Genomic DNA, 23,405 nt, shown 5'->3' on the forward strand with positions numbered 1-23,405 from the left:
TCCCCTTTATTATACATGATTTCTAGTCATTTTGACCTTACAAAATCGTAAGTAAAAAGAAGATGTTTCCATCCTCTTAAAATTCATTAATAATCTTTTTAAAGACATTACCTCTTTCTTCATAACCGCTAAATTCGTCATATGAACTTGTAGATGGAGAAAGTAAGACAATATCACCAGTTTGAGCAAGTTCTCTGGCCTTCATAATAGCATCTTTCAGATGCTCTACTCTATACGTTTGTGGACATTTCATATCTTCTGCAAATCTTTGACCAGCCTCTCCAAAACAAATTAAATGAGAAATGCATTCTTGATAACCTGACATTTCTGTCAAATCTAAGCCTTTTTCATGTCCTCCCATCAATAAGATAACAGGTTTTTCAAAGGCTTTTAATGCAATGATTGCAGCATCTGTATTGGTTGCTTTAGAATCATTATAATATTGAACACCATTAAATTCTCTCACAAATTCAATACGATGTTCAACACCCTTAAAATTAAAAAGTGTTTCATAGACACAATCTCTATTCACTCCTGATAACATAGCTGACATAATTGCAATCATCATATTTTGGATATTATGACGACCAACAATCTTGATTTCATCTAAATCAATGATATGATGGTTTTGAAAATAAATGGCTTGATTTTTTATCATACAGTCTGCTTCTTTATCTAAAGAGAAACTTATAGATTGTCCATAGCAGGGATATTGTGATAAATAACTCTGAATATTTGAATCATCCTTATTTTCTAAATAATAGTCTTTCTGATTTTGATTCATATAAACACGTGTTTTTGATGCATAATATTCTTCCAATGAATCCATATAATCTAAATGATCTGGTGTTAAATTAATGATTGTAGAAATATGTGGATGAAACTTATCTATATCTAATAATTGAAAGTTTGACATTTCTAGAATAATATCATAACCAGCATTATGAATCAAATCATGTTCTAAGACTAATTTTGATAGAGGAACCCCCACATTTCCAGCTAGACAAACATGACGTTTTGCATTTTTAAAAATTTCATGAATCAAAGTCACAGTTGTTGTTTTCCCATTTGTGCCAGTCACCGCAATATAGTTTTGAGGTTTTGAAACTTGAAAAGCCAGTTCTATTTCTGTATAGATAGGAAGCCCTCTCTCTTTGAGTCTTAAAATAAAGGGTTTATGATAATTGATTCCTGGATTCTTAACAACAAAATCAAAATCTCTTTCAAATAATTCATCAGGATGTCCTCCAACAACCATTTCAATACCTCTTGTTATATAATCATCATAACAGTCAATTTTATCTCGAGGTGCAAACTCATTAACAGTGATATTTGCATGTAAATGATCCAATAGTTCAACTGCCGCTTTTCCACTCTTTGCAAGACCTAAAACCAATACTCTCTTTCCTTTTAGCATTTTACATAACCCCTAACACAATACTAATAATCCCACAAATAAAACCTAAAAACCAAAACGAAATAACAACCTGCTGTTCACTCCATCCTAACATTTCAAAATGATGATGAATGGGTGCCATCTTAAAGACTCTCTTTCCCCTTGTCTTAAATGAAACAACTTGAATAATCACAGATAACGTTTCCAACAAAAATACACCACCAATTAAAATAAATAATAATTCCTGATTCGTTAAAACAGCTAAAGCTGCCAACATACCACCTAGTGCAAGAGATCCTGTATCTCCCATAAATATACGTGCTGGATGATAATTAAAATACATAAATCCTAGTAATGCTCCAACAATAATCATCGCATAAATAGCTATTTCGTAATTTTTATTCATAATTGCAAAAATAACAAAAACTGATGTCGCAATCATTGATAACCCTGTTGCTAAACCATCTAATCCATCAGTTAAATTGACTGCATTGCTGCCAGCTGTAAACATAAAATAAACCAAAACTGGATAAAACCATCCCAAATCCACATCCATATGTAATAAAGGAATAGATATTGCTGTGTCAAATTCTGGAATCAAATACTTTGCAAGAACATAAAAAGCAATAGCAACCACTGATTGTAATGTATATTTATATAATGGCTTTAATCCATCATTTGTTTTTCTTACAACAATTAAATAATCATCTAAAAAACCAATTAATCCAAATCCAACAAAAGCAAATGTCATTAAATGAACATATACATTTTGTAAAAATGAAAAATTTAAGACATAAACTACTAAAACAGAACAAAGAATAAAGACAATTCCACCCATTGTTGGTGTTCCACCTTTTGCCTTATGAGACTCTAATCCTTCTTCTCTTTCAATTTGACCAAATTTTAATTTCTTTAAATATCGAATAGACTTAGGCATAACAACCATAACAAGCACAAAAGCCACAATAAAATTAAGAACTATTCTCAAAAATATCATCGTAAACATAATTAGACTCCTTTATACATATTTTATCTTTTACAATATACCACATTTTAAATTCAATAACAACCAAGCAAAACTGAAAAGAAAAAAATACACAATAAATAATATTTTTTATATTGATAAAATCTTATTATTTTCTTTATCTTCAAGTCATTTTCTATATAATGAAATCTAGGAGTGAAAGAGAATGAAAAAGGCATTTAGTAATGAATTATATGTAGAATTACAATCAAAACATATTCAAGAAAGAATTGATCAATTTGACAACAAGCTTTATTTGGAATTTGGAGGAAAGCTATTTGATGATAATCATGCATCACGTGTTTTACCTGGTTTTGAGCCAGATAGTAAATTAAAGATGTTATTGACTTTAAAAGATAAAGTTGAAGTCATCATTGCTGTATGTGCAAAGGACTTAGAGCGTCGTAAAGTTAGAAGAGATTTAGGAATTTCCTATGATGATGAAGTTTTAAGATTAATTGATGAATATCGTCGAGTAGGATTATATGTTGGAAGCGTAACGATTACTCAGTATCAGCATCAAAATGCAGCTGATACTTTTAAAAAGAAAATTGAAAATAATGGGGTTAAAGTCTTTTTACAATATCCTATTGAAGGATATCCTCATGATGTTGATTCAATTATTTCATCTGAGGGATTTGGAAAGAATGATTACATAACAACAGAAAAACCATTAGTTGTTGTAACTGCTCCAGGACCAGGTTCAGGAAAAATGGCAACATGTTTATCACAGTTATATCATGAACATCTTCATGGTGTAAATGCAGGATATGCTAAATTTGAAACATTTCCTATTTGGAATCTACCATTAAAACATCCTGTTAACTTAGCTTATGAAGCAGCAACAATTGATTTAAATGATGTTAATATGATTGATCCATTCCATTTAGAAAAATATAATGTAACAACTGTCAATTATAATCGTGATATAGAAATTTTCCCTGTTTTAAATGCTATGTTTAAAAAAATATTTGGAAATTCACCATATGCTTCTCCTACAGATATGGGAGTTAATATGGCTGGTTATGCAATTATTGATGATGAAGCTGCAAAAGATGCCAGCTGTCGTGAAATTGTAAGACGTTATTATCATGCCCAAGTTGATTATCTCATGGGAAAAATCAACAATAAATCATTAGAAAAAATGCAGATGTTATTATCACAGGCAAACGTTGATGCAAAAAATCGTAAGTGTGCTATTGTTGCAAAAGAAAAAGCAGAACTCAAACAAGTTCCAGCATGTGCTATTGAATTAAATGATGGTCAGTTAATCAGCGGAAAAACATCATCGCTATTACGTGCATCAAGCGCAGCTATGCTTAATGCATTAAAATATTTAGCAGGTATCAATCAAGAAATAGAATTAATTTCTCCTACCATGCTTCACTCAATCTTATCATTAAAAAATAACTATCTTAATATTAAAAATCCATTATTAGATATTGATGAAGTCTTATTAACATTAACAATAGCATCATCAACAGAACCTAATGCAAAAAAATGTTTAGAAGTCCTGCCATTATTAAAAGACTGTGAGATTCATTCTACAGTTATCCTTAGCAATAAAGATATGGCAACGCTTAGAAATTTACAAATGAATTTAACATGCGATCCTAAGTACGCTAGTGCTTAGGATTTTTTTATTTATATAAATTTTGGATTCATCAAGATAAAGCAAGAAATGGTTGCTGATTGTGAAATTGTCTGAATATGAAAGCTTTCGAGAATAAAATGAATATATATGTATCTTTGTTTTATCCTTTCTCTATCTTACTGACACTCCAACGTCTAAAGTATGTTGGCTTTTCACACTTGTTTGTAACTAAAAAATCATGATAAATGAATTAATGATAAGAATAAACCCAATATTCTAAGCATAAAAATAGTTGTTTCTGTCTTTCACTTAACATCTATATTTCTCCTCATCTATAATAAATATACCTCATTAACAATCATTTGTCCTTATAGTTTTTTTACCAATCTTAAAGCAATTATCTGTAAGGATATTTTTTTCTAAAACAGTATATACTCAAATTATAAAAAGAATATAGAGGAGCATCAATCATGAATAAAACATTTCATCAGTCATCACAAAAAAACATATTTCATTTTTTAAACGATGACTTGCATATTTTTTTAATTGGTATGTTGTTAGTGTTCTAACGATTTTATCAATCAACTTCATATATAGTATGATTTATCACCAAAAAAGCTTTATAAGTTCAATCGTTAATCTTCCAGTATATCTCGCAATTTGTGCATTTTTAATTGGGTTACTATTTTCTTTATTATATTTGGTTTATCTTCCTTACAAATATAATGGACAAACAATTGGTAAAAAAATTTTTGGTTTAAAGATTATTAGAGATGATGAAAATAATATAGATTTAAAAACATTATTTATTAGGAATAGAATTAGATTAATTTTAATCGAAGGAATATTTTATAGTTGTTCAATTTATTTTTGGGAATTAATCAATATTATGTTTAAAACATCAATTTCTTCCGTTATATTATCAATTTTAAGTCTGCTTAATTCAAATCACTGTATGTTACATGATTATCTTTCAAAAACTTGTGTAGTTACAATGCAAAAATAATCATTATTTTCTATAAAACAATTTATAAAAGGTAAAAAGTTTTATTCATAAACTTTCTACCTTTTCCTATTGCATAATAATATGTTATCAATATAGAATCTTATTGATTCATCTGAGACATTTGCTGATATTCATCTTTAACATTAAGATATAACTGTGTAAATGTATATTGAAGATTATGCTGTGTCAGCATAGCTTTATATGGGATAGGTGGTACTCCATTCATTTTAAAGAGTTGTAAAAGAATATCTAATTGCTGATCACTCATTCCAGCAAAGAATACAAATTCCTGACTCATATCTTCATCAATTTTTTGTATAGGTGTTGCTGAATATCCTTCAATTCCTAAAAGGCAACCCATTGTTTCATGAACTTGATGTTCTTCAATAATTTGTATACGAATATTTAATTGATCAGCAATTTCTTTAATTTTATCAAAAAGTGGTTGCTGAACATGAAATAATAGTAATGTTTCTTGCATATGTTCTCCTTTCTATTGATTTAAATCACCAGATTCTGTTTGAACCTTTTGATTAGACATTAAGGCATCAATATATTGTGTTGCCTGTTGTATAGATGTTGCAGATGGTTGAACAACTGAAGCAGATACACCACCCATAGAATAACAAGGAAGTTTATTAGGTTCCCCTATTATTTGATAAGATTGAATATCCCAATTTGGCATATCTGATAATTGTAATTGGACAAGAGAATTAATCTCACTGCTTGAAAAGTTTGTTTCAACACTTTGACTCACTGTATCTAAAACTGCAGAAAATGATGTTAAGATAGCAGGTGAACATACTTTTTTAACAATCGCTGATATCATTCTCTGTTGATTGCGTCCTCTGGCAAAATCACCATCAACAAAGGACTTTCTTTCTCGCACAAATGAAAGTGCCTGTTTCGCATTCAAATGATTTTCGCCTTCTTTAATTTCATACTTTCCTATCTTCGTTGTAAAAGCGGCTGGAGAATTTACAGTAATTCCTCCTAAAGCATCAACAATATTAATAAATGATGTAAAATTCATTTTTACATAATAATTAATATCTTCATTAATCATATCTTGTAAAGTATTAACACTTTCCTGTAAGCCATAAATACCTGCATGTGTAAATTTATCTAATTGTCCATTCATATGTAGAGGATAATAGGTATCCCTAGGAATACTGATCAAAAGTATCTGATGTGTTTTTGGGTTAATTCCAATAAGCATATTCACATCACTACGTGATACTGCAGATAAAGCACCATATTCATCATTACCACTTACAAAAACCAAGAATGGCTTTTCAGTTACATTGACATTTTTTGCACTAACAGCAGCTTCATCTTTAGTCACCTGATAAATAACACGTGTATCATCACTGAAACTTTCATCCGTTTGTTCAACCAAACTTCTGAATGCTTCATCTAATATAATAGCATCAACCTGTTTATCATAAAGACCTTTAACCAATTTTGTAAAATCTTTATAATCCTTTAACTGGATACTTCCAATATCTTTCTTTATTTCATCAGTAACATAAGTCATTGTTTGAGAATCAATAGCAGAAATATAACCTGTCTTATGTTTAGGAAGCTGATCTTGATTCTTAATTTCTGAATCTTTCAATACAATTACAGAAATTGCTCTTTTTTGAAATTTACTTTCAGTCATTAAATCAACAACCTGCCCAGTTTTATAAATATAAAATGCACCTACTACCATTGTACAGCTTAAAATCATACTAATTATTTGTGTAATTAAAGATCTCTTACTTCTTTCTTTTTTGTAGAAAATTAAAAAATATTCTCCAATCAATAACAAAACAAATAAAATACCTACATAAATTAAATATTTCATAGGTATAAGTTGGATTGTATAAGCAACAATCATTATTAACATCATTGAAATGAGTTGGATACTAAAAACAATTCTTTTTAAGTATTTATTATCAAAAGCCTTCATTATTTTCACTTCCTCTTTGTAAGGGTATCATATTTCGTATGTTTTGGCAAATCATACTCATACCATGATTTGATTTTTCGATGGAAATCGTGTAGAATGTTTTCAAAATATGGAAAGAGGGTCATTATGAAGAATACTATTTTTGATTATGTAGATTTACGTGGAGATCTTTCTCCTATCCAATATCCATATAATGAAGTTGATGCACTCATTTTTAGTGAACTAGCCTATGTTAATTTAGATAATTTAATTGATATTGATTTTCATAATGTTTTAACATTAAATCAGGTTTATGATCTTTATATCAAAAGAAATGAAACACTTAATGAAGATACTCTACGTTCTATTATGATAGAAAGTCATTTTCTTTTTGAAAAGATGGCACATGCTCCTCGCTATCAGAATATTCAGATTTTAAGTTATGTCAATGATATTGATAAAGAATTAGTTAAACAATTTTCAGCAATGACTTTATTATTAGAAGATCAAAGAATTGTTGTAGCATATCGTGGTACTGATGATACATTAGTTGGATGGCACGAAGATTTCTTAATGTTATGTGAGAATGTCGTTCCAGCTCAAATATCATCTGCTCAGTATCTACAATACATTGCTCAATACCAAAGTCAACTGACTTTGGTAAATTCCCTGCAAAATAAACATTTAGATTCATCATGGCTGCAAAGAATAAAGAAACATTTTCAATACAAAAAAAATCGTCCTATCTGGTTAGTTGGGCATTCTAAAGGCGGTAATTTAGCTATGTATGCTGCCTGTTTTGTAAAAGATAATGTTAAACAACGAATTGTTCAAGTTGATAATTTTGATGGTCCTGGATTTCAGGATGAAATTATGTTATCTTCACAATATAAAGACATGTTACCACGTATTCATAGTTATATTCCCCACTATTCTTTCTTTGGTATTGTTTTAGGGCATGAAGAAAAATATACGGTTGTTCATAGTCATTTTACTGGTATGATGCAACATAATGGCTTTTCATGGGAAATAGGTCCTTATCAATTTATAGATGATGAATTATCTTTTGAAAGTGTTCAATTTGCTATAAAAGTTATACTCTTCTTAGAAAAATTAACAAATGATGAGAAACACCAATTCGTAGAAGCTATGTTTGGTTTATTTGATTCACTTAATTTGTACACATTTTCTGATTTATCACATATTTCTTATAAACATATTTTAAATGCCATTAAAGAACTAACATTGTTTGATTCAAAAACACGTAAAATGTTAATTGAAGTTTTACACATGTTATGGCTAGAGGCTAAGAAAACGAAAATGTCATAAAGGACCTTCATCTCATGAAGGTCCTTTCTATTTCCATAAATATTCCATAAAGATAGGAATTTGTTGTTCCCATGTTGCTTCGTTATGTTTACCATTAATAATACAACGTAAATATGTTTGAATGCCTTTTAATTGTAATTGATGTGATATTTCTAGATTTTGAGAAGTTGTATAAGCAAGTCCTCGTTTATTTCTTGATTCATCACTTCCCCAATCCATGTATATTTTTGTATCTGGTAATAAAACCGAGTGATTAATCTCAGCAAGTAACTCCTGAAAACAAAATCCAATAGCCGAAGATAGACAAGCGGCTTTAGAAAAATAGGTATTATACTTAATAGCTGAATAAATGGCCATCAACCCACCCATCGAACTTCCTGCAATCATTGTGCATTCACGAAATGGAATTGTTCGATAATGCAAATCAATCATTGGTTTTAACTCATCTACAACCCATTGCATATATTCTTGTCCTTGACCATGAATTGTACCAAAATAAGAATTTTCAACATAATATGGGCAATACTCATCCAAACGTTTTTGACCTTCATGATTACATTCCATTCCAACAACAATAAAGTTCTTATCATAATATTGCAAAAACCTTTCCATACCCCATGATTTTCCATACGTTGCATCTTCATCATGAAACACATTATGTCCATCATACATATAAATAACAGGATATCTTTCTTCACTTTGCTCATAATCATCAGGTAAATATAAATGAATTTTTCTTGTTAATTGAAAAGGTGTTATTAAAACTTCAAATTTTCGAATCATAGTTAACCTCCTATGATTAAGTATACAACTTAAAGTCCACTTCAAGTCAAGTTTTTTTACATATCTATTTCTTCTGGTGTTTCATAAGCCATTTTTAAAAATTCAAAATCCTCAATAATCATCTCATTAGATGCATCTAAATCAAAATCTTCAAAAATGAAATCATCCTCAGATAATCCATAATCTTCAATTGTTCTAATGAATTCCTCTCTGTCATGATAATACATATCTAAAAATTGGTGTTCATCTTCCCATATTCCATATCCCTGTCCTTTAATAATCTCAAGATTATCAAATGATTGAATATCTTCATGTTCTTCAATATCTAATACTTCGATTTGAAAATAATAATTATCACCAAAATCATACCATAATTCAATTTGATCACCTTTTTCGATATGTAACTCTGGTATCGTTACATCTGCTGCATAATCATCTATAAACTCCTCATCACAAGCATCACATCCATATTGATTTTGTCCATTTATACTTAAAGAAAATAAATGACTACCCTCAGCATTCATTGATGCCAAAATTAAATATGCCAAATCAGCAAGGATAATACCATAAGGAACTTTCATTGTACGGTAAATCTGTTTTTCTAATCCTTCTAGTTCTATTTTAAGCAACATACTCTTTTTCATTTCAGGCACTTTTTTTGCAATAAATTCAAAGTTATGTAACAACGTACTTTCAAAAAAATCATCATCAATAATTCCCTGTGACAAACATAAAGTCATCGCATTCATTATTGCCTTCTTCATTATCATTTGTGTATCATCTTGATCCATCATTTCCTGAAGTTTATAAACCCATTTTTGGATATCAACTGATGGACTATTCACCACATCTTCATAAACCTCATTTATACAATTAACTACATGTTCTAATATCATAATTCTCGTCCTCCTACTCATATTTTACTATACTTTGAATAAATTCCTAGAATTATATACTTATATAGCGAAAAAACACTGCAAAATCAATCTGCTTTATAGCAAATCATATCCAGATTTGTCTTTTTTTGTTGAACAACCAAGATATTTATCAAGACATATTTCCTTTTAAATATACAAAATATGCTTTTTTCAAACAGATTATTTTAAAATGATTGTCTTTATTGGACAATCGTTTCATTAAGTTATTCTTTTTTATCACAAAGAAAAAATCCAAAACACAAAGTTTTGGATTTCATATATCAATTGGTGCCCGAGGTCGGACTCGAACCGACATGACGTGAGTCGCAGCATTTTGAGTGCTGTGCGTATACCAATTTCGCCACTCGGGCATCTGTAAGTTGCTCAATTATTATATTATAATTTTTTATAAAATGCAATAGAAATTAGAATTAATTTCAACAAGAAAACCAACCCTATCAAAGGTTGGTTCATAATGATTAATCTAAATCTTCACCATTTGATTCAATCACTTTCTTATACCAATAGAATGAATCTTTCTTACTTCTTGAGAAATCACCAGTTCCATCATCATGTCTATCAACATAAATAAATCCATAACGTTTAGCATATTGCCCTGTTCCTGCAGAAACCAAATCAATTGGTCCCCATGTTGTGTATCCAATTAATGGCACACCATCTTCAATAGCCTCACTCATTGCTTGAATATGCCCTCTAAAATAATCAATACGATAGTCATCATGAATAGTTCCATCTTCTTCTACTTTATCAAATGCTCCAAAACCATTCTCTACAATCATCAATGGTGTATGTGGATAACGATCATGTAAAATATTCAATGTATATCTCAGTCCATCTGGATCAATCTGCCATCCCCAATCAGATGCCTTCAAATATGGATTCTTTGCTCCTACTGACATATTTCCTTGTGTCTTTTCAGCATTTTCATCAACTGTTACACAGTTAGACATATAATAAGAGAATGTATAAAAATCAACTTTTCCTTCAAGTAAAATCTTCTTATCCTGTTCTGTAATAAACGAAGTATCAATTCCATGGTCCTTAAAATATCTAAACATAAAACTTGGATATTCTCCACGAACCTGAACATCACCACAGAAATTATTCTTAAAGTTTTCTTCATCAAATGCTGCCAAAACATCTTTTGGATTTGGTGTTAATGGATAGAGTGTTGTATGAGCAATCATATTCCCAATCATAAAATTTGGATTAATCGCATGCCCTGCTTTAACTGTTAAAGCACTTGCAACAAACTCATTATGTAGTGCTTCAAACGTTATTTGATCATTTGATTTTAATTTATTTAATGGAATTCTATAATCAGAATTAACATCTTCAGGATCCATAATTCCTAAGCCATAAAGGTTACCAATTCCACCTTCACCCATACAAGGAATATTAATTTCATTAAATGTTAACCAATATTTAACTTTATCTTTGTAACGTTCAAAACATGTTGTTGCATATTTGACAAACAAATCAATAACTCTACGATCAGAGAACCCATTATATTTTGTCACAATATTCCAAGGTATTTCATAGTGACAAAGTGTAACTAAAGGTTCCATTCCATACTTGTGACATTCGTCAAAAACTTTATCATAGAATGCTAAACCTGCTTCATTAGGTTCTTCATCATCACCATTTGGAAAAATACGTCCCCAGTTAATAGACAATCTAAAAACATTCCATCCCATCTCAGCAAACATTGCAATATCTTCCTTATAGTGATGGTAGAAGTCTATTGCTTCATGGCTTGGATAAAAAGCATCTGGATCAGTTTTTGGTAAAAAAGTTCTTGGTGTATTGACATCTCCACCTAACAACATATCAGGCACTGATAATCCTTTCCCATCTTCTAAGTATGCACCTTCACATTGGTTAGCAGCAACTGCCCCACCCCATAAAAAATCATTTGGAAATCCCATTATATTACCTCCTTTAATTTCTTTGATAAGTATATTATACAATAAATACAACCAAAAAGAAATCAACAACAAGATTCATTATTTTCAAAAAATGTAAATCTTTTATTTGATTTCTCATATATAGGATATGAGATGTCATTATTAAAGATTGTATGTTGATATTAACCCTATATTTTCTTACTAAATAGAATCTTCCAAATAAAATTTCAAAACATCATATGTTGATATTAATCATCTCAGACACAGTTAGATTTCTTAGAACCATTTATATTTCAAAACATCATATGTTGATATTAATCGGTTGTGTTGGATGCACTAAATAAGGTCGCATATGCATTTCAAAACATCATATGTTGATATTAATCGTTTTGTGGAAATGAATTGATTGTTTTTAATTCAATATTTCAAAACATCATATGTTGATATTAATCTATAGATATAAATCAAAATATAAAAACTATAGTTAAATTTCAAAACATCATATGTTGATATTAATCATGTGCTATAGATAGGTTCCAACTGGAATTAAATTAATTTCAAAACATCATATGTTGATATTAATCCTAGAAAACATATAGATTTTTATAGAGTCTAGAATGGAATTACGATGATATATAGAAGATAATTTAAGATTTTTACCAAGTAAATAAGAATTTATCTGATAATGATATTAAATCGAAATTAGATTGATATAATCAGTATATTTTACATTATGATATATTTAAGGTTGGTAAAATATTGAATTCATCAATAAAAATCACAACTTCTTTCATGATCATTATATATACCAATAGCCTGTAAATAACTATAAATAATTGTTGGACCAACAAATTTAAATCCTCGCTTTTTTAAATCTTTAGAAATATGTTCTGAAAGTTCATCATATGCAGGGACATCTTTTGATGATTCATAACAATGTTTTATTGGCCGAAAATCAACAAAAGACCAAATATAATTATCAAAATGATTAAACTCTTTTTGAACTGCTATAAATGCTTTAGCATTAGAAATAATTGCTCTCATCTTTAATTTATTCTTAATGAGTAATGGCGTATTCATGAGTTCATTATATTTATCCTCATCATATTGAGCTATTTTTTGATAATCAAAATTATCTAGTGCTTCTTCATAAGCTTTTTCTTTCTTTAAAATAATTTCCCAACTGAGTCCTGCCTGAAGTCCTTCCAATATTAACATTTTATATAACATCACTTCATCATGCTGAGGAATTCCCCATACATGATCATGATATTCCCTTAATTCATCACTATATGCCCATACACATCTTTTCATTTTCATCACCAATTTAAGTATATCATATATTCTTTATTTACACATCCTCTTTTGATTTGTATAATGGTAACAGGTGAAGACAATGAATAAATTATTTGAAAAACAAATGAAGGACTTATTAAAAGATGAATATGATGATTTTATGCAGGCATTAGAACAACCTAATGTGAAAGCATTTTATCTCAATCCCCTTAAAAAAGATGGTTTAAAATATTTAGATAAAAAATATATTCAGCCACATGTTATTGTTAAAGATGGATTTTATTTTGATTATCAAAATTATCCTTTAGGAAAGTCCCCTTTTTTTTCTTGTGGGATCTATTATATACAGGAGCCAAGTGCAATGCTTGTTTCACATTTCTTAGATATACAAGATGATGATTATATTTTAGATATGTGTGCTGCTCCAGGTGGAAAAACATGTGCAGTGGCTAGCCGATTATCACAACAAGGATTAATGATTGCTAATGATATTGTTCCTTTGCGAGCAAAGATTCTTTCTGAGAATGTAGAACGATTTGGTTTAACAAACACAATTGTAACGAATTGTGATCCTGTACAATTAACGAAAGTCCTGTCAGGTTTCTTTGACAAGATTATCTTGGATGCTCCTTGTAGTGGTGAGGGTATGTTTAGAAAAAGTGATCAGGCTATTGAAACATGGTCATTAGATAAGGTCAATGAATGTGCTTATATTCAAAGGCAATTAATTGATGCTGCGATGACATTATTAAAACCTGGAGGTCAATTAATTTACTCAACATGTACATACAACACAATTGAAAATGAGCAACAAATTGAATATCTTATAGATCACTATGATTGTTCATTAATTCCATTAGAAAAAAGTCATGGTATGCAACCAGGAATAAATATGTCAGAAACAGTGAGATTATATCCGCATCATTATCAGGGAGAAGGCCATTTTATTGCTTTGATTCAAAAACATGGTGAAGAAAAGAAAACGAAAGTTAAAGCAATGAAACCTCGTATTTCAAAACAGAACCAACAACTTGTACAAGACTTTTATAAACAATATCTCAATATTAAAATTCCTGCATATCTCTATGATAACAACAGTCATATTTATGCACTATTACCACAGTTCCCAGAACTCAGAGGTATTCGTGTTTTAAGAAATGGATTATATCTAGGTGAATGTAAGAAAAATCGTTTTGAACCAAGTCTTGCTTTAGCACTCACTTTACATAAAGATGAAGTCAAACAACTCTATACATATCATGAAACTGATCAGCAAATCCTTGATTATTTACATGGTGAAACGATTATTGGTAGTAATCAAAAAGGATATGGAGTTCTCTTTGTGGAAGATTATCCTTTATCATTTTATAAAGAAAGCAATCAACAGGCAAAAAATCTATATCCAAAGGGGTTAAGACGATGAATAGATATGAAAATTTGAAAAACATTTTTTTTCAAAACATTGAAGAAAAATGTCATGGAATTTATAAGCAAAAAGCTTATTTTCATAGTTTGTCTGTTTCTACTCTTTGTCAAAAATTAGCATTAGAAAAAGATCTTGATATTGAATTAGCTGCTATTATAGGATTATTTCATGACTATGCACAGTTTATTCACCATTCATCTTTTGATCATGCAAAAAGAAGCAGTGAAATGGTAGTTCCTTTACTTGATAATTTCAATGATAATGAAAGACAAATGATTATTCAAGCGATTGCTCATCATAGTGATAAAACAAGAATTGATGATCAGTATAGTGAGATTTTAAAAGATGCAGATGTTTTGGCACAATATTTCGCTGAACCTGACATCATCTTAAAAGCTGATTCTCAAAAACGTTTAAATCAATATATTGCAAGGTAAGGTCAGCTCCTTACCTTTTTCTATATATATCAACTATTTTAAAAGAATTATCAAGACTCATTGACAAAACGTATTTTATCATATACAATCTAAAACATATGTTGCATAACGTTTGTTTTATTACAAAAGGAGGAAGTCTATGCCACCAAAAGCAAAGTTCACGAAAGAAGAAATCGTTAAAGCAGCTCTAGATATTGTGAGAAATGAAGGTATTCAAGCGTTAACTGCTAGATCTTTAGGAACAAAACTTGGAAGTTCTTCAAGACCTATATTTACATCATTCCAAAATATGGATGAAGTTCAACAAGAGGTGATCAAAGCAGCAAGAAAATTATACAATCATCATATACAAGATGCGTTGACCCATTCATCACAACATCATTTTGAAAGTGTTGGTCAGCAGTATATTCTCTTTTCAATCCATGAGCCTAAATTATTTCAACTTTTATTTATGAAAGAACAGGATCATTTACCAGATTTATCTGGTATTCTTCCACTTATTGATGAGAATTATGATGCCATATTAGCTTCAATTGAAGATGAATACCATATCAGTCATAAATCATCCATTAAGTTATATCAGCATTTATGGATTTATACACATGGTATTGCATCATTATGTGCAACAAAAATGTGTTACTTTAGTGCTCATGAGATTACAGAGATGATGGCAGATATATTTATAAGTCTTTTAAAAAAATATAAAAAGGAGCAAGACAAATGATAGAAGTTAAGAATTTAAAAAAATCTTATGGAAATAAAGATAATGTATTCCCAGTCTTAAAAGGAATTGATTTAAAGATTCACACAGGTGATTTTGTTGTTATTTTAGGGGCTTCTGGTTCTGGTAAATCAACATTATTAAATGTTATTTCTGGATTAGAAAAACCAGATGAAGGTCATATTTATTATGATCAAACAGATATAACAACACTATCAGATATACAATTAACTGACTTTAGAAAAAAGTATATTGGTTTCATCTTTCAGCAATATTATCTTTTACCCCATTTAAATGTTGATAAAAATGTCAAAATGGGTGCTGATTTAATTAGTAATAAAGATTATCATAAGATTATCAAGGCAGTCGGACTTGAAAATAAATGTAATAAGTTTCCAGGGGAACTTTCTGGTGGTGAACAACAAAGAGTCTCTGTTGCCAGAGCATTAGCTAAGAAACCAGAAGTTTTATTTCTTGATGAACCAACTGGTGCTTTAGATGAAGAAATGGGTCGTAAACTACTTAATTATATCTCACAATTACAAAAAGAGTATGTTTTTACCATTGTCATGGTTACACACAATCAGAACATTGCTGAAATGGCTAATACGGTGATTAAAATGAATAGTGGTAAGATTTCAGATATTTATACAAATGCTTATACAAAAAATGCCTTTGAGATTGGATGGTGATGATATGATTGTTGGAATAAAAGATGCAACAAAACTGATTGGAATCACTATCATTGCTTGTTGTGCTGTACTTGTTTGTACCATGTTTTTAAATTTTTACCTAGATATCTTAAACATCAAAGATCAAATTATCTCACCACCGGTGATGGCTTTCTATGATGCTCAGGTATCAACGGCTTTTGTTGTTAGTTCTGTAAGTGGTGGATGTTTATTGATGACGTCAATAGTTATGTTATTATTTTATATAAAACATTATATAAACACTCATAAAAAGGAACTAGGAATTTTAAAGGTTATTGGTTATTCAAATTTAACAATCGCAAAAGATTTTTGGGTTTTTGGATTGAGTGTTCTCATAGGAACTCTAATAGGATATGCAGGTGGTCATCTGCTGATGCCACTCTTTTATGGAATTCAAAATGAAGATAAAGTTCTTCCTGAAATTGCTATTCATTTTCATCCAGGACTATTCTTTTGTTTAATTATCATTCCAAGCGTTTTCTTTGCTATAATTTCTATTTTCTATAGCTATAGACAATTAAAGAAACCGGTGATGACATTAATGAAAGATAATGACCAACAAAATGTTCATATCTCAAAACATTCACAAAAGAATAAAAATCATTCTTTTTTAGATGAATTAAAAAGTGCTACATTAAAAAGTCGAAAAACACTTGTTTTCTTTATTGTTTTTGCTTCATTTTGTTTTTCTTCAATGACTCAAATGTCTGCCCGTATGCCTGAGTTATCAAGTTTTATGATGGGTGCCATGATTTTATTAATTGGAATCACATTGGCTTGTACAACACTTTTCTTAGCTATTACAACAGTCATAAATGGAAATACCAAAACCATTGCTATGATGCGTGTCTTTGGTTATTCTCAAAAGCAATGTTGTCATGCTTTACTTGGTGGATATCGTCCTCTTACTTATATTGGATTTATAATTGGGACATTCTATCAATATGCGTTAATAAAAATAATGGTTAATATTGTGTTTAAAGATATTGTTGGAGTTCCTGAAGTACATTTTGATTTTATAAGTATGATCATTTCTTTTATTGCATTTGTGATAATTTATGAATTGATTATGTATGTTTATGCTGAAAAAATAAACAAGATTTCTATTAAAGAGATCATGATAGAATAAGAGTAAAGAGACTTCATCAAAAAGTCTCTTTTTTTAATAACTTGGATTTGTTGTTTTTAAAATAAAACTGGCTTTACTAGCCTGATCAACACTATCATCCTTTATTTCCTGATCAGTAAATGATTGTAAATAGACATAGGCTGCCTCTTTATCAAAATAAACTGCATAATTCACATCTGGATCATTTTTCTGAATAATATCATAACAATTTTCTATATCACGTTTTTCTAATGTCACGGTAACATTACTTTCGTAATCTTCCCTTTCAACATTATAAGTTCCAAATTGTGCAGACGTTATATCTTTATTCACTTTTAAAAATGAAATTAACTGGAATCCTTTTGCATTAATATGAACTTGCTCATAATAATCAGTTGTTAATGATGCTTCTTCACTAACTGTCTTTAATTCAGGAATGTCTAAACGATTTACTAATTCAGGTAAGTTGATAAAATCATAATCTTGATAATGGATATCAAATTCTTTTTGAAAATCGTTGAGTAAAGAGAGATAAGCACTGATTGCTTCTTTAAGTAAAGGAACATTATCATACTGAATCTGATCATCATTATGAATCATCAATTTTCCGTTAGCTTCTTTACCATCTTTATAATTGCCACTTTGATATTTTTCATATTGATAAGTGATTTTATAACTTTGATATGATTCATCTATTGATTGTAATTCGACAGTATAATCATAACGATTTTCTTGATTGGTTTCACTCTTTACATAAATATATGATATTTGTTTTTTTCTATCATTATTTTGTAAAGAATAGGTTATTGTTTCCTTTATATCTTTGTTCGTATGAACTTGGCGAATCAAAAGACTTCTATGAGATTCATCTTCAGCCTGTGATTGATCTTGGACTTGAATATCCCAGTTTCCTTTAACATAACGATTATTCTCTAATTTTAAATCAAGAGCCTGTAAAGTTGCTGACCAGAAATCTAAATTATTTACTGTTTTTTCCTTACATCCTATCATTATGACAATAAGAAATAGACCTAACAAGAATTGTATTGTTTTCTTCATATGTAACCTCCTAGTCATATTATATGAAAATAGAATCAATTTTCAATTATTTAGCTAAAATCACATAGAAAAACGATATAGTTCATTGCTATATCGTTTTTGATTACTTTAACATTTGTTCTAATGCTTCATAAGGCATGAATCCCATTTGACGATTCACTGGTTGTCCATTTTTAAAGACAATTAATGTAGGAATGGATTGAACTCCATATTGCATAGCTAAACCATTTTCCTGATCAACATCAATCTTTAAGACTTTTACTTTTGGATGTTCATCTGCTAATTTATCAATGCTAGGTGCTAACATTTTACAAGGCCCACACCATTGGGCAAAGAAATCTACAAAAACCAATTCATTATTTGCAATCAAATCATTAAATTCACTACCATTTGCATGTATTACATTTGACATATTTATCATCCTTTCACTCTTTATTATGATACTTCGGTATCAATCTATACAGAGTCTAACATAGACTATGTACATTTTCAATAAATGTGCTTTTTTTCTTCCATTTATAACCAAATTGATGAATCCTTTTGCGATCCCTGTTCGAAATGATATTTCACAATTCCTAAGTTAATTTTATCATAAGATCCATGACTAGATATGTCTACATGATGATCTTTCAAGGTTAAAAAAAACTTTTGACTGTTCATAGCTGTTGGTGCTAACATCACGGCTTGCATACCTTTTTCAAACCATTCTGTTTTTTCATCAATGCATAAACAGCACTTTTCCATTGGTAGACTTTTGTGTGGTTTCCCTTGTGTTATTCCATAACCAACTGTTATCACACAAGCAATTTTCTCCTCAGCATGTAATGAACAAGGAACTTTTTTAGCATGATAAGTTGCTCCAACCCAGCATGTATTTAAACCTAATTGTTGGGCTTTGAGGACAACTCTTTCACCAAAGTATCCAACTTTTTCATTATCATCATCACTCTTTATAATAAATGCTATATAATTATGAACATTCTTAAATCTACCATAATGAACAAAGAAACTTTGAAAAGCTTGTGGTTCATTACAGATGAGTTGAATCTTTAACCCAGATTCTTGCTGACATAATGCAATTTCATGATTCAATTGATGAATGATATCTTCTTCAATAGGTTTTAACTCATATTGACGTACGGAATGTCTGTCTTCTATAGCCTGCCATATATCCATAATATTCCTCTTTCCTATTTCAATTGATCCTTTAGATTTAACAAGGCTGCAAAAGGTGAATCTTCTACACTAGTCTGTGTTTCTTTCTTTTGTTTTTGTAAATATTTTTTTACATCACTTTTGCCAGCACTTTGTTTTCTTTCATCTCTTTCCTTTTGGAAAGCTTTCATACCAATACGATAACCACATGTTTTACATACAAACATCTGTTTGTCACCTTTTCCAACAAGTTCTAATTTCTTATGACAATTTGGACAACGCGCATTTGTAATAACAGATAAAGTTTCTCGATAATGACATTCACGTGATGAACAGACTAACATTTTTCCTTTTTTTCCATTCACTTCTAATAATGGTTCTCCACATTCTGGACATTTCTTGGAAGTTATATTATCATGTTTAAACTGACCTTCACTATTTTCAATCTCATCAATAATTCTTGTTGTATATTGACGGATATTTTGAATAAATTCTTTTGAATGTTTTTTCTTTTGGGCTATAAGTGCCAATTCTGTTTCCCATTTAGCAGTGAGTTCTGGTGAACGTAAATCACGAGGAACAAGTCCTAACAATTGTTTTCCTTTTTGTGTGACATGAATCTCCTGTCCACGTTTTTCAATTAAAAATGTATTAAATAATTTTTCAATAATGTCTGCTCTTGTCGCAACAGTCCCTAAACCACCTGTATTCACCAACATTTTATTCAATGACTGTGTTGAAGATTCCATAAAACGAATAGGATTTTCCATTGCTGATAAAAGAGATGCCTCATTAAAATAAGCAGGTGGCTGCGTTTGACCCATTGTTTTCTTTAAATCAATAACAGAGAGTTTTTGTCCAACCGTCAAAACAGGTAACGTTTGATTATTCTCTTCATTATCATCTAAAATATGTCCATAGACTTCTTTCCAGCCTAAGGATTTTTCAATCTTTCCATTTGCATAAAAATGCTCTTGTTTCATGACAGCCGTTATAGTCGTTTGTTCATATTCATAAGGTGGTAATAAAACAGATAAAAATCTTTTTAGTACCAATTCATAAATTTTTAATTCACTATTATTGAGTTCTCCTAAATAAGCAGGCTGTTCAGTTGGTATAATCGCATGATGATCACTGACCTTACTATTATTCACAAAATGTGATTGTTTTTTGATTGGTTTTGATAAAATCTTATGAATCACAAGATCATGATTTCCACCAAGTGATGCTTCTAAACGTTCTTTGAGTGTTGGAACAATATCATCTGTTAGATAACGAGAATCTGTACGTGGATAGGTTAATAATTTATGATATTCATATAAATTTTGCATAATTGATAATGTTTCTTTAGCTGAATATCCATACATTTGGTTCGCATCTCTTTGCAATTCAGTTAAATCATATAATTGTGGTGAATATGTTTTTTTAGCAGTCTTTTTTATATCTGTGACTTGCATAGACTGATTGCTTATATTTTCAATTAAATGGTCTATTTTTTCTTCGTTAAAGAGATGTGTTTCATTTTTAGATGAATGCCATGTCCAGCGAATAGAATCAGTATTCACTTGAATACCATAAAAATTCTGTGGTTTGAATTGACGGATTTTTTCTTCTTGCGCCGCTATCATTGCAAGCGTAGGTGTTTGCACTCTTCCACAAGCTAACTGTGCATTATATTTACATGTCAAGGCTCTTGTTGCATTAATTCCAACTAACCAGTCTGCAACACTTCGACTATAAGCACTATAATATAATGGTTCATATTCTTTGGCATCTTTTAGATGTCTAAAGCCATCTTTAATTGCTTTATCAGTTACTGATGAAATCCATAAACGCTTTAAAGGTTTCTTAATTCCAGCTTTTTGAATAATCCAGCGAGCAACCAACTCGCCTTCTCTTCCTGCATCAGTTGCAATGACAATCTCTGAAACATCATTTCTTAACAATTGTGTTTTAACAGCATTGAATTGTTTACTTGTTTTTCCTATTACAACCAATGACATTCTTTCAGGCATAATAGGTAAATCATTCATATTCCAACTTTTATAATTTTTATCATATTTTTCTGGGTCAGCCAAAGTAACTAGATGACCTAATGCCCAAGTGACAATATACTGATTTCCTTCCATAGCTCCATTGATTTTTTTATGACAATTTAACACTCTTGCTATATCACGACCTACAGAAGGTTTTTCTGCTAATACTAATATTTTTGACATATTGCTACCTCATTTCTATATACGTTGAGTCTACCACATGAGCATTTATTTATCAATAAAATCTATGTTACAATTGCCATTGTATGTCTTTTCGTATAATCCTTAAACTCGTACTTCATTCTAAAATAACGTAATACATAATGCTTAAATTTATAGAAATCATCACTAATATTATCACAAACCTCAAAATAAATTTTAATTAATATTATTAATAATCACTAAAACACATCATAAATAATTGAAACGGCATTCTTAAATAACTTATTTTATCTGTTATTTGTTTCTCATTTTATTGTAGAATATTAAAAAATGTAAAAAAATTCATTTTTTTCAAATAAAAGAAGGGTATTTTTATCATTGATAACCATTTTCTTTAAGCAATAATTGTATAATACCCTTAGGATATACCTCATAAATATGTTTTGTTTCTCTAACTATAAAAATCTATAAGAAGCCTGAAGTATTTGCTGATTTTGCCAATCTTGCCCTTTTTAACGGCAAAGAAATCATTAAGCCGGATATGCTTCATCAGTGGGACAGTGATGGCTCAACAGACTCCATGACAGAAATGTCATCGAGTCTGTTGAAAGAAGAAAAGACAACATCATGCTGACTGAGATTGACAGAATATCTGTTCTCATTGCGATTGAACATCAGCAGAGAATTGACGATTCCATGTGCAAGCGTGTCTTCACCTATGATCATGCAATCTACAATCAGCAGTTCAACTTATGTGATGTTAATAAAAGACAATATCTGCATTTTATACCAGTTGTAACGATTGTCATCTATACTGGTGAAAGCTACTGGATAAAGCCAAGAACGCTTAAGGATCGCATGTATATTCCTAAAGTGATCAATGATAAGATGAATGACTGGAATGGGAACATTATGGATATGAAGGAAATGGATTATGCAAAACTAAGATGCACAAGCAATCAGAAGATTGTCATGACAATATTATTAAGCAAGGAAGAGGCAATAGTGGTTTTCACAATTATAAGAGTGAAAGAACTGATTGGCTACATAAAAAAAGAAGAAAAGGAGGAAATAAGTATGTGTACAGCAATGAGAGAATTTAGAGCAGAGGGTGAAAAGATTGGAGAGAATCATGGAATAATGATTGGTGAAAATCGTGGTAAAGACTGAGAAGCAGATTGAAAAAAGTGAAGATAAACAGTTAGAATTATTAACTGATTCATTATCTGACATTCAAACAGAAGAAGATGTTTTAAAGATTATTGCATAATTTATATTTCTACCAAACAATAAGGTCCAATAAAATATACATAAAAAGATAACCAGGAAATTAATAATGTCATCTACATTACTATTTCCTGGTTTTAAATAAAGTAAACTTT

At 29.9% G+C, this 23,405-nt stretch carries 20 protein-coding genes, 1 tRNA gene, 1 pseudogene and 1 CRISPR repeat array; of the genes and pseudogenes, 9 read left to right on the forward strand and 13 right to left on the reverse strand.

Going from position 1 to position 23,405, the window contains the following annotated elements:
• Nucleotides 1-76: 76 nt before the first annotated feature.
• Nucleotides 77-1,417: a UDP-N-acetylmuramoyl-L-alanine--D-glutamate ligase gene (murD, locus tag BN350_RS07785; protein ID WP_028043094.1), complete on the reverse strand. Its 1,341-nt coding sequence runs from the start codon at nt 1,415-1,417 to the stop codon at nt 77-79.
• A 1-nt stretch (nt 1,418) separates the two neighbouring features.
• A complete protein-coding gene (gene mraY, locus BN350_RS07790; RefSeq protein ID WP_044600208.1) occupies nt 1,419-2,402 on the reverse strand; it encodes a phospho-N-acetylmuramoyl-pentapeptide-transferase in 984 nt (327 codons plus the stop codon).
• A gap of 184 nt (nt 2,403-2,586) precedes the next feature.
• Here mraY and BN350_RS07795 point away from each other — a divergent pair, with 184 nt between their 5' ends.
• Together BN350_RS07795 and BN350_RS18760 are read left to right on the forward strand one after the other, a co-directional pair.
• A complete protein-coding gene (locus BN350_RS07795) occupies nt 2,587-4,053 on the forward strand; it encodes a DUF1846 domain-containing protein (RefSeq protein WP_028043096.1) in 1,467 nt (488 codons plus the stop codon).
• A gap of 526 nt (nt 4,054-4,579) precedes the next feature.
• Nucleotides 4,580-5,020: pseudogene (locus tag BN350_RS18760) on the forward strand (RDD family protein); the annotation flags it as partial.
• 100 nt (nt 5,021-5,120) lie between these two features.
• On the opposite strand, the gene BN350_RS07805 reads toward BN350_RS18760, so the two are convergent.
• Both BN350_RS07805 and BN350_RS07810 read right to left on the reverse strand, forming a co-directional pair.
• Nucleotides 5,121-5,501 (reverse strand): DUF3783 domain-containing protein, encoded by a 381-nt coding sequence (locus BN350_RS07805; RefSeq protein WP_028043097.1) that lies wholly within the window; start codon nt 5,499-5,501, stop codon nt 5,121-5,123.
• A 12-nt stretch (nt 5,502-5,513) separates the two neighbouring features.
• The gene (locus BN350_RS07810; RefSeq protein ID WP_028043098.1) at nt 5,514-6,974 is read right to left on the reverse strand and encodes an LCP family protein; all 1,461 of its coding nucleotides are present in this window, start codon (nt 6,972-6,974) and stop codon (nt 5,514-5,516) included.
• Nucleotides 6,975-7,100: 126 nt separating this feature from the next.
• Between BN350_RS07810 and BN350_RS07815 the strand changes: the two genes are divergently transcribed.
• Complete coding sequence (locus tag BN350_RS07815) at nt 7,101-8,282, forward strand: Mbeg1-like protein (protein WP_028043099.1); 1,182 nt, start codon at nt 7,101-7,103, stop codon at nt 8,280-8,282.
• Between the two features lie 27 nt (nt 8,283-8,309).
• Here the strand turns inward: BN350_RS07815 and BN350_RS07820 are convergent, their stop codons facing one another.
• The 5 genes from BN350_RS07820 to BN350_RS07845 all read right to left on the reverse strand — a co-directional run bounded on the left by BN350_RS07820 (nt 8,310) and on the right by BN350_RS07845 (nt 13,224).
• Nucleotides 8,310-9,065, reverse strand: a complete 756-nt coding sequence (locus BN350_RS07820; protein WP_028043100.1) for an alpha/beta hydrolase — start codon at nt 9,063-9,065, stop codon at nt 8,310-8,312.
• A gap of 56 nt (nt 9,066-9,121) precedes the next feature.
• Nucleotides 9,122-9,961, reverse strand: coding sequence for an IS1096 element passenger TnpR family protein (locus tag BN350_RS07825; protein ID WP_028043101.1), 840 nt, complete (start codon nt 9,959-9,961; stop codon nt 9,122-9,124).
• A 307-nt stretch (nt 9,962-10,268) separates the two neighbouring features.
• Nucleotides 10,269-10,353: transfer RNA gene (locus BN350_RS07830), tRNA-Leu, on the reverse strand.
• 108 nt (nt 10,354-10,461) lie between these two features.
• A complete protein-coding gene (locus BN350_RS07835) occupies nt 10,462-11,931 on the reverse strand; it encodes a glycoside hydrolase family 1 protein (protein WP_028043102.1) in 1,470 nt (489 codons plus the stop codon).
• A gap of 203 nt (nt 11,932-12,134) precedes the next feature.
• A CRISPR array of direct repeats spans nt 12,135-12,494; the repeat unit is 30 nt; unit sequence ATTTCAAAACATCATATGTTGATATTAATC.
• A gap of 184 nt (nt 12,495-12,678) precedes the next feature.
• Nucleotides 12,679-13,224: a DNA-3-methyladenine glycosylase I gene (locus BN350_RS07845; RefSeq protein WP_028043103.1), complete on the reverse strand. Its 546-nt coding sequence runs from the start codon at nt 13,222-13,224 to the stop codon at nt 12,679-12,681.
• Between the two features lie 82 nt (nt 13,225-13,306).
• On the opposite strand from BN350_RS07845, the gene BN350_RS07850 reads away from it, so the two are divergent.
• From BN350_RS07850 to BN350_RS07870, 5 genes are all read left to right on the forward strand, one after another.
• Entirely contained in the window at nt 13,307-14,629 is a 1,323-nt protein-coding gene (locus BN350_RS07850) for an RsmF rRNA methyltransferase first C-terminal domain-containing protein (protein WP_028043104.1), read from the forward strand.
• Nucleotides 14,626-15,069: an HD domain-containing protein gene (locus BN350_RS07855; RefSeq protein WP_028043105.1), complete on the forward strand. Its 444-nt coding sequence runs from the start codon at nt 14,626-14,628 to the stop codon at nt 15,067-15,069. The genes BN350_RS07850 and BN350_RS07855 overlap by 4 nt, the downstream gene beginning before the upstream one ends.
• Nucleotides 15,070-15,208: 139 nt before the next feature.
• The gene (locus tag BN350_RS07860; protein WP_028043106.1) at nt 15,209-15,793 is read left to right on the forward strand and encodes a TetR/AcrR family transcriptional regulator; all 585 of its coding nucleotides are present in this window, start codon (nt 15,209-15,211) and stop codon (nt 15,791-15,793) included.
• Nucleotides 15,790-16,482: an ABC transporter ATP-binding protein gene (locus BN350_RS07865; RefSeq protein ID WP_028043107.1), complete on the forward strand. Its 693-nt coding sequence runs from the start codon at nt 15,790-15,792 to the stop codon at nt 16,480-16,482. Before BN350_RS07860 ends, BN350_RS07865 begins: the two co-directional genes overlap by 4 nt.
• Before the next feature lie 4 nt (nt 16,483-16,486).
• Entirely contained in the window at nt 16,487-17,632 is a 1,146-nt protein-coding gene (locus BN350_RS07870; protein ID WP_028043108.1) for an ABC transporter permease, read from the forward strand.
• A gap of 33 nt (nt 17,633-17,665) precedes the next feature.
• Here the strand turns inward: BN350_RS07870 and BN350_RS07875 are convergent, their stop codons facing one another.
• The 4 genes from BN350_RS07875 to BN350_RS07890 form a co-directional block, all read right to left on the reverse strand.
• A complete protein-coding gene (locus tag BN350_RS07875; protein WP_028043109.1) occupies nt 17,666-18,670 on the reverse strand; it encodes a hypothetical protein in 1,005 nt (334 codons plus the stop codon).
• 103 nt (nt 18,671-18,773) lie between these two features.
• A complete protein-coding gene (gene trxA / locus BN350_RS07880; protein ID WP_028043110.1) occupies nt 18,774-19,082 on the reverse strand; it encodes a thioredoxin in 309 nt (102 codons plus the stop codon).
• A gap of 104 nt (nt 19,083-19,186) precedes the next feature.
• A complete protein-coding gene (locus tag BN350_RS07885) occupies nt 19,187-19,846 on the reverse strand; it encodes a nitroreductase family protein (RefSeq protein WP_028043111.1) in 660 nt (219 codons plus the stop codon).
• 14 nt (nt 19,847-19,860) lie between these two features.
• Nucleotides 19,861-22,044, reverse strand: a complete 2,184-nt coding sequence (locus BN350_RS07890) for a DNA topoisomerase III (protein ID WP_028043112.1) — start codon at nt 22,042-22,044, stop codon at nt 19,861-19,863.
• A gap of 606 nt (nt 22,045-22,650) precedes the next feature.
• Here BN350_RS07890 and BN350_RS07895 point away from each other — a divergent pair.
• Entirely contained in the window at nt 22,651-23,193 is a 543-nt protein-coding gene (locus BN350_RS07895) for an Rpn family recombination-promoting nuclease/putative transposase (RefSeq protein ID WP_028043113.1), read from the forward strand.
• Nucleotides 23,194-23,405: the final 212 nt, after the last annotated feature.

The organism is Candidatus Stoquefichus massiliensis AP9 (genome assembly GCF_000455285.1).
GTDB lineage: Bacteria > Bacillota_I > Bacilli_A > Erysipelotrichales > Coprobacillaceae > Stoquefichus > Stoquefichus massiliensis.